This is a genomic window from Saccharopolyspora sp. NPDC045839 (assembly GCF_056431645.1).
This window is the reverse complement of sequence record NZ_JBWKKH010000058.1, coordinates 1-13173: the sequence shown is the minus strand read 5'-3', so window position 1 is coordinate 13173 and position 13173 is coordinate 1. Positions and strand designations below refer to the sequence as shown.

11 protein-coding genes, 2 tRNA genes and 1 other RNA gene are annotated in these 13173 nt (G+C 70.7%); 8 read left to right on the top strand and 6 right to left on the bottom strand.

Annotated features, from left to right (window positions below):
- Positions 1-103: 103 nt before the first annotated feature.
- The 3 genes from AC07EQ_RS41780 to AC07EQ_RS41770 all read right to left on the bottom strand — a co-directional run bounded on the left by AC07EQ_RS41780 (position 104) and on the right by AC07EQ_RS41770 (position 2569).
- Positions 104-574 carry a YbaK/EbsC family protein gene (locus AC07EQ_RS41780; protein ID WP_478393325.1) on the bottom strand — a complete coding sequence of 157 codons (471 nt, stop codon included), beginning with the start codon at positions 572-574 and terminating at the stop codon, positions 104-106.
- Between the two features lie 86 nt (positions 575-660).
- The gene (locus tag AC07EQ_RS41775) at positions 661-1842 is read right to left on the bottom strand and encodes a cytochrome P450 (RefSeq protein ID WP_478393324.1); all 1182 of its coding nucleotides are present in this window, start codon (positions 1840-1842) and stop codon (positions 661-663) included.
- Positions 1843-1876: 34 nt separating this feature from the next.
- Positions 1877-2569, bottom strand: coding sequence for a TetR/AcrR family transcriptional regulator (locus AC07EQ_RS41770; RefSeq protein ID WP_478393323.1), 693 nt, complete (start codon positions 2567-2569; stop codon positions 1877-1879).
- A gap of 263 nt (positions 2570-2832) precedes the next feature.
- Here AC07EQ_RS41770 and AC07EQ_RS41765 point away from each other — a divergent pair, with 263 nt between their 5' ends.
- On the top strand, positions 2833-3027 hold the full coding sequence (locus AC07EQ_RS41765) for an antitoxin (protein WP_478393322.1): 195 nt from the start codon (positions 2833-2835) through the stop codon (positions 3025-3027).
- Positions 3028-3467: 440 nt separating this feature from the next.
- Here AC07EQ_RS41765 and AC07EQ_RS41760 read toward each other — a convergent pair whose 3' ends face one another.
- Entirely contained in the window at positions 3468-4433 is a 966-nt protein-coding gene (locus AC07EQ_RS41760; RefSeq protein ID WP_478393321.1) for a prephenate dehydrogenase, read from the bottom strand.
- A 122-nt stretch (positions 4434-4555) separates the two neighbouring features.
- On the opposite strand from AC07EQ_RS41760, the gene AC07EQ_RS41755 reads away from it, so the two are divergent.
- The 5 genes from AC07EQ_RS41755 (at position 4556) to AC07EQ_RS41735 (ending at position 8447) form a co-directional block, all read left to right on the top strand.
- The gene (locus AC07EQ_RS41755; protein WP_093267246.1) at positions 4556-5044 is read left to right on the top strand and encodes a tRNA adenosine deaminase-associated protein; all 489 of its coding nucleotides are present in this window, start codon (positions 4556-4558) and stop codon (positions 5042-5044) included.
- On the top strand, positions 5041-5517 hold the full coding sequence (locus tag AC07EQ_RS41750; protein WP_478393320.1) for a nucleoside deaminase: 477 nt from the start codon (positions 5041-5043) through the stop codon (positions 5515-5517). Before AC07EQ_RS41755 ends, AC07EQ_RS41750 begins: the two co-directional genes overlap by 4 nt.
- 128 nt (positions 5518-5645) lie before the next feature.
- Complete coding sequence (locus AC07EQ_RS41745) at positions 5646-6206, top strand: RNA polymerase sigma factor (RefSeq protein WP_452613592.1); 561 nt, start codon at positions 5646-5648, stop codon at positions 6204-6206.
- A gap of 43 nt (positions 6207-6249) precedes the next feature.
- Positions 6250-6335, top strand: a tRNA-Ser gene (locus tag AC07EQ_RS41740).
- Between the two features lie 324 nt (positions 6336-6659).
- Positions 6660-8447 (top strand): endonuclease/exonuclease/phosphatase family protein, encoded by a 1788-nt coding sequence (locus AC07EQ_RS41735; RefSeq protein WP_478393319.1) that lies wholly within the window; start codon positions 6660-6662, stop codon positions 8445-8447.
- Positions 8448-8518: 71 nt separating this feature from the next.
- On the opposite strand, the gene AC07EQ_RS41730 is transcribed toward AC07EQ_RS41735, so the two are convergent.
- A complete protein-coding gene (locus tag AC07EQ_RS41730; protein WP_478393318.1) occupies positions 8519-9880 on the bottom strand; it encodes an FAD-binding oxidoreductase in 1362 nt (453 codons plus the stop codon).
- A 109-nt stretch (positions 9881-9989) separates the two neighbouring features.
- Positions 9990-10075, bottom strand: a tRNA-Ser gene (locus AC07EQ_RS41725).
- Positions 10076-10564: 489 nt separating this feature from the next.
- Here AC07EQ_RS41725 and ffs point away from each other — a divergent pair.
- Both ffs and AC07EQ_RS41715 read left to right on the top strand, forming a co-directional pair.
- Positions 10565-10659: signal recognition particle sRNA small type (ffs, locus tag AC07EQ_RS41720), an RNA gene on the top strand.
- A 67-nt stretch (positions 10660-10726) separates the two neighbouring features.
- Positions 10727-12988: a DNA polymerase III subunit gamma and tau gene (locus AC07EQ_RS41715; protein WP_478393317.1), complete on the top strand. Its 2262-nt coding sequence runs from the start codon at positions 10727-10729 to the stop codon at positions 12986-12988.
- Positions 12989-13173 lie beyond the last annotated feature (185 nt).

Genomic DNA, 13173 nt, shown 5'->3' with positions numbered 1-13173 from the left:
GCCGTTTTCGCGCGAAACCGGCGCCCCGCCCTCACGAGGAGCGCCGGTTTCGCGCGAAAACGGCGCCTGCCCGAGCAGGCCGATCACCGATTGGGGAAGGCGCTCAGACCTTCTCGACCTCGGCGGCCAGGCCGCCGGTGATCCGCACCAGCTCGTCGAACGACGTCGGGAACATCGCGTGCTTCGCACCCGCGCCCGCCCACACCTCCGGGAAGCCGGCCAGCACCCGGTCCACCACGGTCCGGATCGGCCGCGGGTGCCCCACCGGGCCGACGCCGCCGACCGGCTGTCCGGTCACCTCCAGCACGAACTCCGGGGTCGCGCGGCGGATCTTGCGCACCCCGAGCAGCCGCGCGACGTGCTTGGTGTCCACCCGGTGCGCGCCGCTGGCGATGATCAGCAGCGGCTCGTCGTCGGCGGTGAAGATCAGGCTGTTCGCGATCGCGCCGAGCTCACAGCCCAGCCGCTCCGCGGCCGCCGCCGCGGTCGGCACCTCCGCTTCGAACTCGACGACGGAACCCGCGACGCCGAGATCGCGCAGGCAGGCGGTGAAGGTGTCGGTGGCATTGCTCATGCCGCGCAGAATTCCCCAGTCCGCCCGGCAGGAACAAGTCGTTTTGCCCGGACGGGTGCCGGCGCCGGCACCCGTCCGGACCTCCGTCAGCCCAGCAGCAGCGGGAGCTTGCTGACGCCGGTCATGTTGGGGCTGGGCAGGAATTCCGGGCCCTCGGCCGGATCGGTGCGCAGGTTCGGGAACCGGTCCAGCATGATGTTCAGCGCGACCCGGCCCTCCAGGCGGGCCAGCGGCGCGCCCAGGCAGAAGTGGATGCCGCGGCCGAAACCGATCTGCGGGTTCGGGTCCCGGCGGACGTCGAAGGCGTCCGGGTCGGTGAACTGCCGGGGGTCGCGGTTGGCGGCCGCGATCCACAGCAGCAGCAGCTGGTCGGCCGGGATCACCGTGCCGCCGAGCTCGACCTCCCGGTTGGTCGCCCGGGACACCGCCGCGAACGGGCTGAAGTAGCGCAACGACTCCTCGATCGCGTGGGGCACCAGCGACCGGTCGGCCCGCACCGCCGCGAGCTGGTCGGGGTGCGCGTCCAGGCACAGCACGGTGTTGCCCAGCAGCATCGTCGTGGTGATGTGCCCGGCGATCAGCAGCACCATCCCGAAGTTGACCACCTCGGCGTCGGTGAGCTGTACGCCGTCCACCTCGGCCGCGACGAGCTTGCCCAGCAGGTCCTCGCGGGGCGTGCGCCGCCGCTCCTGCACGTGCCCGAGCAGGTACTCGGACAGCTCCTGGACCTGCTCCATGGCCTTCGCCATGTACTCCTCCTGCTCCTTCGAGCGCTCCTTGAGGGAGAACTTGTTGGAGCTGGCGAACATCGCGTCGACCCACTTCTTGAACAGGCCCCGGTCGCTGCTCGGCACGCCCAGCAGCTCCGCGATCACGATGACCGGCAGCGGGTAGGCCAGGTCCCGGACCAGCTCGGTCCGGTCGGACACGGCGTCGAGGAGCTCGTTGGTCAGCGCGGCGATCCGCGGCTCCAGGTCGGCGACGACCTTGGGCGTGAAGGCGTGGCTGACCAGCTTGCGGAGCTTGTGGTGCTCCGGCGGGTCCATCTGGACGAGGTTGCCCTCGTCGTTCCCGGCCAGCTCGGGCACCAGCCGCCGGGTGTCGGACGAGAAGGTGGCGGGGTCGCTGAGGGCTTCGAGGATTTCGGGGTATCCGTAGACGTTCCAGATCCCGGCCGCCGAATCGTGTTCGACCGGCTGCTCCGGTCGGACGCCGCGCAGCCAGAACTGCGCTTCGTTGATCCCCCAGGTATCGGCGAGGGTCGTCATGTGTTGCCCCTTCCTGATGGACGAGCGCCGCCGGTCAGGCGCGCTCGCTGGTTATCCCGGAGGTGTAGATCCACTTCCGGTAGTTCGCGTTGATCTCGTCGAAGAGCGCGCTGATCTCGGCCGCCGCCGCGGTCAGCGAGGAGCGGTCGGGCCCGTCGTCGGGTTCGAAGGCGCGGTGGATGGTCCGTGCCAGCGCCTCCGCCTTGGCCTGGTCGTCCAGCTCCTCCAGGTTCGGGTTGAGGTTCTCCAGCAGGAAGAACCCGGTGACCGTGGCGTACAGCGAGAAGATCAGGTGCGGCACGTCGTCGCGCACCAGGCCGTACTTGGTGATCAGCTCGACGTAGCGTTCGGTGAACTCCTGGCCGCGGCTCTGCGCATCGCCCTGCTTGAGGTTGCCGAGCAGTTCCACGTCCCCGGTGGCCAGCGCCCGCATCAGCGGCCTGCGCTGGGTGGCCAGGAACGAGGTCTGCATGAACCGGTGCGGCCGGACCTCTTCGGGATCGCGGCGCACGCGGTCGATGAGCTCGGCGGTCAGGTCCGCGGATTCGCGCAGGAACAGCGACTCGAACAGCCGCTCCTTGGTGCGCCAGTGCAGGTAGACGGTGCCCTTGCCGATGCCGGCCTGCCTGGCGATGTCCTCGATGGTCACCTTCCGGTAGCCCAGCCGAATCATCAGTTCCCCGGCCGCGTCGAGGATGCGATCGGCACGTTCGGTGGGCTGCGTCATGGGGCGTCTCCTGCCTTCGAGCTCGATCTGTTGACCAGATTTGAAATCTGGTCAACCGGTCATGGGGTCACGATAGACCTCGCGGGGAAGATCGGGCAATGGCTCCCGGGGCTGCTTTGACGCGGTCTTGACGCATCACTCGGAAGCACCAACCCGCGCCTCCGTCGGGCGGGCTCCGGCGCGCGCCGGAGCCCGGGTGGGCTTAGGTTCGGCGGGCAGCGTGCAGCCGAAAGGGCTTTTCCCGCCGCCCCGAAGGGAGCACCATGGGATTCGGAGAGTTCAAGGACCACCTGCAAGATCTGGGCAAGGAACACGGCGACAAGATCGAGCAGGGCTTGGACAAGGCGGCCGAAGCGGCGAAGGAGAAGTTCGGCCACGAGGACCGGATCGACAACGCCGTCGAGAAGGGCAAGGAGTTCCTCGGCGGCAACGACCAGGGCCCCGGCGGACAGCGCTAACGGAACATCGCCGCCCGACCGAAGCTGCAGAGTGGGAAGAGGTGAGGGCCATCCCGCTCGCAGTGGTCGGAGCGGATCATGGAGAGGCCGCCCAACGCACAGGGCGGCCTCTCTTCATGCCCAACCTCAGGAGATCGGCCCGGCCCCCGGGATTGCTCCCGGCCGGGGCCGCCATCACCTGGGAGAACGCCACTCGGCCCGGGCGTCCGCCGGCGCCGGGCGAACGGCCGAAATCGATCATCGGTTTCAATTGAAACCGTGGACCCCGGTTTCAATTGAAACTGGTGGGTTGTCCACACCTCTCGGTGTGTCGGGCCACGACGCGCCGGATGCTGTGGATGAGTTCCGCAATTTCAATGGAAATCAGAGCTCTGATTTCCATTGAAATTGCGGCCGCACGGCGCCGGGAGCGCGACGTCGGAGGGCCTTGCTTCGCGGCGTCACACCGGGATCTCTACCTCGGCGGCTGTCTCCGTGAGGGCCACGACTCGGCTGCCGCGCTCGCCGAGCTCTCGGAGGCGCTCCAGCGCCGTGTCGTTGAGTTGGACCGTTGCCGCGACTCGCTCGTTGATCGAGAGTTCGTCGAGCGTCCGGCGCGCATCGTAGCCAGCGTCCACTGTGGACTTCAGGCCTCCGGTGGAGGCGAGGGAGCCGCGGGCCGCTCCGAGCCTGCCGAGGGCGTCGTCCACGGCGTCGAGCAGTGCGATCCGGTTGCCTTCCGTCATCGCCCGCACCAGCTCCGGCTCGCTGCCCGCGACCCGGGTGCCGTCGCGGAACGAGCCGGCCGCAAGCGACAGCGCCAGCGGTCCGCCGTCGGCTCCGACAGCCGCGAGCACCGCCGCGAACACGTGCGGCAGGTGCGAGATGCGCGCGACCGCGAAGTCGTGCAAGGCCGCCGACGTCGGCACCACCTGCGCGCCGCAGTCGAGCGCGAGCCGGGCAGCCTCGCGCCACGCTTCGAGCGTGGTGTCTTCTTCGATGGTCACCGCCCAGGCAGCCCCGGTGAACAGCTCGCCGGAACCCGCCGACCAGCCGGAACTCGACACCCCGGCCATCGGGTGGCCGCCGGCGTAGCGACCGGCGGGCAGCAGGCTGCGGACCTCGGCGTCGACCGGCTCCTTGACGCTCACCACGTCGGTCAGCCAGGCTCCGGGAGCGTGCTCGGCGACCTGCCGCAGCACCGCGCGCACGGCGGTCAGCGGCGTCGCGACGACCACGAGCGCCTCCTCCTCGGCGGCGCGGCGCAGGGCCGGTTCGACGTCGAGGACCTCGAAGCCCTCGGCCCGGGCGCCGGCGGCGTCGGCTTCGGAGGTCGTGGTGCCCCAGGCGGGGCGTCCGGCGGTTGTGGCGGCTCGCAGCACCGAGCCGCCGATGAGTCCCAGTCCGATCACGCACACGGCACGCATCGGTCCATCCTGCCTGAACTCTCCGTTGGTCACGTACCCGGTTGAGCGTGAATCGGTGCCCGGAAGGTTACGAGCGCGCAATAGTGCTTTCGGGTGGCGTTAGTACGCTCTACGGTGTCCTCATGACGGTGCAGGAGCCGGTCGCTGGCTTCGCCGTCGCCGTGGTGCGGGAGGACGGGCGGTGGCGGTGCAGCACGATGGACCAAACGGTGCTGGCCGGCCTCGACGCCTCGATCACGGCGTTGCGCGAGCTGCGCTCCACCGGCGCGGTGTTCGGTATGTGCAATGTGGACGACGAGTTCTTCGTGCTGATCAGACCGGTCCCCGGCGGCGTTGATCTGCTGCTGTCGGACGCGGCCGCGGCGCTGGACTACGACATCGCGGCGGACGTCCTCGACCTGCTGCGCATCGATCCGCCCGATGAGGACGACGAAGAGGTCTGGCCGGAGGGCAACCTCGCGATCCTCTCCGATCTCGGGCTGCCCGAGGGCGAGTTGCTGGTGATCATCGAAGAGGTCGACCTCTACCCGGACGAGCAGCTGGAGATGATCGCCCAGCGCTGCGGCTTCGGGGACGACTTCGCGAAGGTGCTGGAGAAGCTGGAGCAGTGAGCACATCCGGTGTCCGCGCCGGCGACGCCGAGCTGGTGCGCGACGCGCTGCGGGTCGCCGCCGAAGCACCATCCACAGGGGACGTTCCGATCGGCGCGGTCGTGGTCGACCAGGCCGGTCGGGTCCTCGCGCGCGCGCACAACCAGCGCGAGGCGCTGCAGGACCCCACGGCGCACGCGGAGATCCTCGCGTTGCGCGCCGCTGCCGCCGTGCACGGCGATGGCTGGCGGCTGGAAGGCTGCACGCTGGCGGTCACCGTCGAGCCCTGCACGATGTGCGCGGGCGCATTGGTGCTGGCCAGGGTGGCCAGAGTGGTGTTCGGCGTGTGGGAACCGCGGACCGGCGCGGTGGGCTCGCTGTGGGACGTGGTGCGGGATCGCCGGCTCAACCACCGGCCAGAGGTCGTCGGCGGGGTGCTGGCCGACGAGTGCGCCGCGGTGCTGGAGGAGTTCTTCGCCGCGCATCGCGAGTAGCGGCCGAGCGTTACAGCTCTTGTCATATTCCACCGGTTCGGGTGGCCCTGTCTTCGCCGTGATCGTCAGCGCGGCCTGTGACGATTGGCTTCAACTAGGGCGGACTGATCGCGTTGCAGAGGGGTGACGTGGAGCCGAATGATGCAGTTCTGGCCACGCGCATCGCGAATGGGGACACCGGTGCCTTCGAGCTGGTCGTGCGCCGGTACTCCGACGGGATATTCGGGATGTCGCTGCGGATGCTCGGAGACCGGGCCGAGGCCGAGGACGTGGTGCAAGACGTGTTCATGACGGCGTGGCGGCGGGCCGGTGAGCTCCTGGAGCCCGCCGCGCTGCGGACCTGGCTGTTCCAGATCGCGCGCCGACATTGCTTGATCGTGTTGCGCCGCCGTCGGATACGCCGCACCGAGCCGGTCGATGCGTTACCAGAGCACCGAGCCGCCGTGGGAGCCGCCACGGTGATCGCCGACCCGCAGCGAGCCGCGGAAGCGGGCGCGGGCGTGCTGGCGCTGCGGCACGCGCTCGCGGGCCTGCCGACCAAGCAGCGCGATGTCTGGGTCCTCGCGGAGGTCGACGGCCTGTCCTACTGCGAGATCGGCCAGCGCGTCGGCGCTGGTGAGCAGGCCGTTCGCGGTCGGCTATCGCGGGCCCGGGCCAGCCTCGCCGACAGGATGCGCGCCTGGCGGTGACCCCCTGTGCCGGGCCGGATCGGGGAGCGGTAGCCTAGTCGGCGGTAGCGTGTCCGAGCGGCCGAAGGAGCACGCCTCGAAAGCGTGTGAGGTTAACAGCCTCCGTGGGTTCGAATCCCACCGCTACCGCTCGACGAAGGGCCGGTCCTGCGATCTGCGGGACCGGCCCTTCGCTTCGTTCGGGGGTGGCCGCCTACGGGCCCCGGGAGCGCCGTCGGCTCGACCCGCTCCGGCAGCACCTGCACGGCCGGTCAGGCTGGAGCAGGGCTTCCGGTCATCGACGTCACTTCTCTGCGTGGCAGGCCCTCGTCGACCTGGTCGCCCCTTCCCGCGCTGCGACGTCCGCCCGGTCGCGCGGGTTCCGCTCGGCATTCTTCACGTGATCGTGTGTCGCGCGTCGCCTCGGGCGGGTACCTTCTCGTCGATCATGTCGCTTGGCGAGGGGAAGCCGAAGTGCGCGTCACGTCACTGCTTGCCGCCACCGGGGTGCTGCTGTCCATCGCACCCGCGGCGACCGCGGTAGCGCAGCAGCAGGTCCGGATCCACGACATCCAAGGCACCACGCGGGTTTCGCCGCTGGTGGGCCGGCAGGTGGCCGGGGTGCCGGGCGTGGTCACCGGGGTGCGCGCCTTCGGCCAGGCCCGCGGTTTCTGGTTGCAGGACACCGGGCCCGACGCGGACCCGCGCACCAGCGAGGGGCTGTTCGTGTTCACCGGCGACCAGACGCCGCAGGTGGCGGTCGGCGACGCGGTCGCGGTCGACGGGCGGGTCGTGGAGTACTACCCGGTGGCCCCGGGCGAGACGCCGGAGACCACGCCGAACCAGTCGGTCACCGAGCTCACCGGCGCGACCTGGCAGGTCACCGGGAAGGGGGCTGTCCCGGCCGAGGCGGTCGGGCCGGAGACGGTCCCGGCGGAGTTCGCGCCGCAGGACGCCAACATCGACAAGCTCGACCTGGAGCCGCAGCGCTACGCGCTGGACTACTACGAGTCGCGCGAGGGCATGGTGCTGCGCGTGGACGACGCGCGCGTGGTCGGCCCGACCGACGCGTACCGAGCGCTGTGGATCACCAGCAAGCCCGAGCAGAACGCGAACGGCCGCGGCGGCACCACCTACACCGGCTACGACGACGCGAACGCGGGCCGGCTCAAGGTCGAATCCCTGGCGGACGCGCCGTTCCCCACCGCGAACGTCGGCGACCGGCTGCGCGGCGGCACCGAAGGACCGCTGGACTACAGCCGGTTCGGCGGATACGTGCTGGAGGCCTCGCGGCTCGGCGAGCACGCGCCGGGCGGCCTGCAGCCGGAGACGACGCGGCCGCAGGGCCGCGGCGAACTCGCGGTCGCCACGTACAACGTCGAGAACCTCGCCGCGGGCAGCGATCCGGCCAAGTTCGCCCGGCTCGCCGAAGGCGTCGTCGACCGGCTCGCGGCGCCGGACATCGTTGCGCTGGAAGAAGTTCAGGACAACACCGGGCCGACCGACGACGGCGTGGTGGCCGCGGAGGAGACGCTGCGGGAGTTCACCGACGCGATCGAGGCGGCGGGCGGACCGCGCTACCTGTGGCGGCAGATCGACCCGCAGAACAACGCCGACGGCGGCCAGCCCGGCGGCAACATCCGGGTCGCCTTCCTGTACAACCCGGCCCGGGTGTCCTTTGTGGATCGTCCGGGCGGCGATGCGACGACGCCGGTGCACCCCGTGGAGAACGGCTCGCGGCTCGCGCTGAGCGCCTCTCCCGGGCGCATCGCCCCGGCCGACGAGGCGTGGCGGGACAGCCGGAAGCCGCTGGTGGGCGAGTTCCTGTTCCGCGGCGAGCAGGTGTTCGTGGTGGCCGGCCACTTCGCCTCCAAGGGCGGCGACCAGCCGCTGCACGGCCGGTTCCAGCCACCGGCGCGGGTCTCGGAGGAGCAGCGGGCGAAGCAGGCGCAGGCGGTGCGCGGCTTCGTCGACGAGGTGCGGGCCATCGACGGCGAGGCCCGGATCGTGGTGCTCGGCGACCTCAACGACTACGGCTTCTCCCCGGCCCTGGCACCGCTGACCGGGGCGCTGGTGCCGCTGGCCGACTCGCTGCCGCCGGCCGAGCGCTACAGCTACGTCTACGAGGGCAACTCCCAGCAGCTGGACCACATCCTGGTGAGCCCGGCGATCACGGCGGAGTACGACGTGGTCCACATCAACGCCGAGTTCGCCGACCAGGCCAGCGACCACGATCCCCAGGTGGCCCGCCTGCGGTTCTGAGCCACGTTCCGGTCCCGTGAGTACTTTGTGTTGCTACAGCAGCACAAAGTACTCACGGGTCTTTCTTCGCATCACGGCCGGATGTTCTGGTTCAGGTGGAAGAGGTTGTCCGGGTCGTAGGCCTTCTTCACCTGGACCAGCCGGTCGTAGTTCCCCCGGTAGTTCGCCCTGATCCGGCCTTGGTCGTCGCCGGCCATGAAGTTGACGTACCCGCCCTCCTCGGAGTGCGGTGAAGTCGCGGCGTAGTAGTCGCGCACCCAGGCGATGTTGGCCGGGTTGTCGGCCGGATCGGGCCACATCCCGGCGATCACCGTCGCGAAGTTCGCGTCCCGGTAGGCGAATGCGGTGGCATCCGGCGCGACCCGGTGGCAGGCGCCGTTGATCGGGTAGATGTGCACGGTCGAGTTCACCACCGGCACCCGCGGGCCGTGCTCGACGTGCGCGGCGATCATCTCGTCGGTCAGCTCGACGACGAAGTTCGCCTTCCAGTAGTGCTGCAGCCCGGGCGGGACGAGCACGTCGAAAGCCCCGTTGAGCTGGGGATAGGGCATCGGCCCGAGGTGTTCGGCGACGATCGGTGCGATGTCGCGCAGCGGCCGGACGGTGGCAGGCCCGGCATCGACGTGCCCGGCCCAGCACGCGACGATCGCGATCAGCGTGTCGCCGTGCCGCTCCTCCGGGATGAAGGGCAGCGGCGGGGCGATCTGGAAGGCGGGGAACGCGCCGAGCTGCTCCGGAGCGTCGGCGATGATCTCGCGGTAGGCCCGCAGCACGTTCGGGATCTGGTCCAGCTCGAAGAAGATCAGGCCGCCGTAGATGTCGCGCACCGGGGCGAGCCGGAACTCGAACGACGTCACCACGCCGAAGTTGCCGCCCCCGCCGCGCAGCGCCCAGAACAGGTCGGCGTGCCGCTGCTCGTCGGCCACGACCAGCTCGCCGCCGGCGGTGACGACGTCGGCGGAGATCAGGTTGTCGCAGGTCAAACCCTGACCCCGGGCGAGGTGCCCGATGCCGCCGCCGAGCGTGAGCCCACCGATGCCGGTGCTGGAGATGATGCCGCCGGTGGTGGCGAGCCCGAACGCATGAGTGGCGGCATCGACGTCACCCCAGGTCGCGCCACCTTCGGCCCGCACGGTCCGCGCACCCGGAACGACGCGCACGCCCCGCATCGGCGCCAGATCGATCACGACCCCGTCGTCGCAGGTCCCGAACCCAGGCACGCTGTGCCCGCCACCGCGCACGGCGAGGTCGAGCCCGTTCTCCCGCGCGTAGTCGACGGCGGCGACGACGTCCCCGGCGTTGCGGCACCGCACAACGACCTGTGGGCGGCGGTCGATCATGGCGTTGTGCACGCGGCGCGCCTCGTCGAACCCGGGATCATCCCGGTCGATCACGGCCCCGCGAACCAGCTCCTGCAACTGCGCGACGGTCATCCCCACAACCGCAACGGTGCGGCGAATCCGTGAGAAGGGACAGGGACGTACGACCTGCGGAACGCGAAAGAGCCCTGGCCGCGAAATCCGCGGCCAGGGCTCTGACCAGCGGAGGATACGGGATTCGAACCCGTGAGGGCTATTAACCCAACACGATTTCCAATCGTGCGCCTTAGGCCGCTCGGCCAATCCTCCGTGCGGAAGCCTAGCAGGTGACCTCCTGAGCAGCGGATACGGGTCATGACCTGGGGCGACGGGTGCCCGTCGGGATCTTTGGCGGGCTCGGGGACAACACGATTCGAGGAGCGGTGACATAGGGCGCCGAACCCGACGGCCGCGTGGTTTTCAGCCGGTCTCATCGCGTGGCGGCACCGTGCGACGAAGTCAGACGACTGTTGCCCCGTCGCGGCGGAGGACTCGTTGCAGCACTTCCTGCACACCATCCTCGATCGCATCCAGGAGCTCGGTGCCGAACACGCAGAGGGAGCAAGGAAATGATCTTGATTCTCGTCGTGCTCGCGGTCGTCGTCGCCCTGGGTGTTCTCCTGGTGCGAGGACGTTCCTGACGCAGGCGGTGGTTCGCCGACGAGATCGGCCCCCGAACCTCGTTCGTTGCCGTGCTGCCTGGTCAGCGCTGCGAGAGGGGCGCCTCCGCGGGGGTTCGGGGCTTCGGGGTACACTATCCGTGGACCTCGTGCGGCGTCCATCCTGTGAACTCCCCCAGGGCCGGAAGGCAGCAAGGGTAAGCGGGCTCTGGCGGGTGCACGGGGTCCCCTTATTTTCCCCGGCGGGCCTCCGGATCAGGCCGCGTTCGGGTTGTCGGGCTCACCGCGTAGGGTTTTGTCCGTGGCGCTCGCCCTATACCGCAAGTACAGGCCGGCGACCTTCGCTGAGGTCGTCGGGCAGGACCACGTCACCGACCCGTTGCGGACCGCGCTGGCCGCCGGGCGGGTCAACCACGCTTATCTCTTCTCCGGGCCGCGCGGTTGCGGCAAGACCTCCAGCGCCCGCATTCTCGCCCGCTCGTTGAACTGCGCGCAGGGCCCGACCCCCGACCCGTGCGGGGAATGCGACTCGTGCGTCTCGCTCGCGCCCGAAGGCGGCGGCAGCGTCGACGTCGTCGAGCTCGACGCGGCCAGCCACGGTGGCGTCGACGACACCCGCGAACTGCGCGACCGCGCCTTCTTCGCGCCCGCCCAGTCGCGGTACCGGATCTTCATCATCGACGAGGCCCACATGGTCACCACGCAGGGCTTCAACGCCCTGCTGAAGATCGTCGAGGAACCGCCGGAACACCTGATCTTCGTCTTCGCCACCACCGAGCCGGACAAGGTGCTCACCACCATCCGGTCCCGGACCCACCACTACCCGTTCCGGCTGATGCCGCCGGGCGTGATGCGCGACCTGGTCGAGCGGATCTGCCGCGACGAGGGCGTGCAGGTCGAGCCCTCGGTGTTCCCGCTGGTGATCCGGGCCGGTGGCGGGTCCGCCCGCGACACGCTCAGCGTGCTCGACCAGCTGCTCGCCGGGGCGGGGCCCGAAGGCGTCACCTACGAGCGCGCGGTGGCGCTGCTCGGGGTCACCGACGTCGCGCTGATCGACGACATGGTCGACGCGCTCGCGGCGGGCGACGGCGCCGCCGTGTACGGCACGGTCGACCGGCTGGTCGAGGCCGGGCACGACCCGCGCCGGTTCGGATCCGACCTGCTCGACCGGCTGCGCGACCTGGTGCTGCTCAACTCGGTGCCGGACGCCGCGCAGCGCGGACTCGTGGACGCCGCGGGCGAAGAGCTCGCCCGGATGCAGACCCAGGCCGAACAGCTCGGCGCGGCAACGCTTTCCCGGTTCGCCGAGATCGTCCACACCGGACTGTCCGAGATGCGCGGAGCCACCGCACCCCGGCTGCTGCTGGAACTGCTCTGCGCGCGGATGCTGCTGCCGACCGCGTCGGACTCGGAAGTCGCGCTGCTGCAACGGCTTGAGCGCGTCGAGAGCCGCATGACCATCGCGCCGGGCGAGGGAGCCCCTGCCGCCCAAGCCGCTCCTGCCGCCGCTCCGTCCGCCGGCGCGCCGGCGGCGGACGGCGATGCGCGGCCGAAGCGCGTCTTCCAGCGGCCGCACGAGCGCGCAGCGCAGGAGGCAGCCGCAGCGCAGCAGCCGGAGGCGCCAGCGCGCCCGGCGCCCGCAGCGGCGGAGCCACCCGTGTCGGCGGAGCGTCCGGCGACACCGCCGAAGGCGGCTGCCCCCGCGCCTGCGACGCCGCCCCCGGCGGCCGAGCAGGCCCCGCCACCAGCGGCGGAGCCGCGTCCGGCTGCTGCGCCAGCGGCGGAGCCGCGTTCGGCTGTCGCGCCAGCGGCGGAGCCGCGTTCGGCCGCTGCGCCGACGGCGGAGGCCGCTGCGTCGGCGCAGGCCGGGTTCGACGCGGCGAAGGTGCGGCAGGTGTGGGCCAAGGTGCTGCAGGCGGTCGCGACGCGGAACCGCCCGACGCAGGCGCTGCTGCTCAACGCCATGGTTCAGGACCTCAGCGGCGGCAACACGCTGGTGCTGTCGATGCCGACTTCCGGGCTGGTCAAGCAGCTCGCCCAGCAGCGGCGGCTGGACTTCGTCCGGGACGCGCTGCGCGAGGTCGTCGGCGGTGAGTGGGAGATCCAGTGCGTCGAGGCCGGTGCCGCGCCGCCACCCGCGGCTCGTCCCGCCGCGCCCAAGCAACCGGTGCAGCGCCGGTCGACCCAGCAGAGCGAGTCCGCCCCGACGAACGGCCAGTCGGCGAATCCGCAGGCAGGCCAGGCGGCCAACGGCCGGAACCCCGCTCGCCCGCAGGCGGGTTCGCCCGCGCGCCAGGGCTCGGTGCCGCGCCCGCCGGAACCGGACGACATCCCGCCGCCGCCCGAGCCGCCGGACGACGAGCCCCCACCGCCGGACGACGTCCCGCCGCCTCCGGAGCCGCCCAGGCCACCGGAGCCGGTCTCCGACGACGAGGAAGACCCGGAGAAGATGCTCGCCGAGTCCTCCCCGATGGACGCCAACGCCCAGGTGGGTCCGGATCCGGAAACGGCGGCGGTCGAGCTCTTCGAACGGGAACTCGGCGCCCGCCGGATCGACGGCTGAACCACCCCGTCGAGCGGACCCCGGCTTTCGGGCCCCCGATTTTGCCTGAAATCAGGGGCCTTCCACCGGGCCGGAAGGGCTCCCAATCTCAGCTTGGTTTTTAACTTCTGGCGTGGGTAGCACGGACCCGGTTGATCATGAACGCAGCCCTTGGTTGATCATTCCTCTTGCCACAGAAAGAAGAT

Coding starts and splice junctions, on each gene's coding strand:
- AC07EQ_RS41780 (WP_478393325.1), bottom strand. CDS start 574: ATGAGCAATGCCACCGACACCTTCACCGCCTGCCTGCGCGATCTCGGC.
- AC07EQ_RS41775 (WP_478393324.1), bottom strand. CDS start 1,842: ATGACGACCCTCGCCGATACCTGGGGGATCAACGAAGCGCAGTTCTGG.
- AC07EQ_RS41770 (WP_478393323.1), bottom strand. CDS start 2,569: ATGACGCAGCCCACCGAACGTGCCGATCGCATCCTCGACGCGGCCGGG.
- AC07EQ_RS41765 (WP_478393322.1), top strand. CDS start 2,833: ATGGGATTCGGAGAGTTCAAGGACCACCTGCAAGATCTGGGCAAGGAA.
- AC07EQ_RS41760 (WP_478393321.1), bottom strand. CDS start 4,433: ATGCGTGCCGTGTGCGTGATCGGACTGGGACTCATCGGCGGCTCGGTG.
- AC07EQ_RS41755 (WP_093267246.1), top strand. CDS start 4,556: ATGACGGTGCAGGAGCCGGTCGCTGGCTTCGCCGTCGCCGTGGTGCGG.
- AC07EQ_RS41730 (WP_478393318.1), bottom strand. CDS start 9,880: ATGACCGTCGCGCAGTTGCAGGAGCTGGTTCGCGGGGCCGTGATCGAC.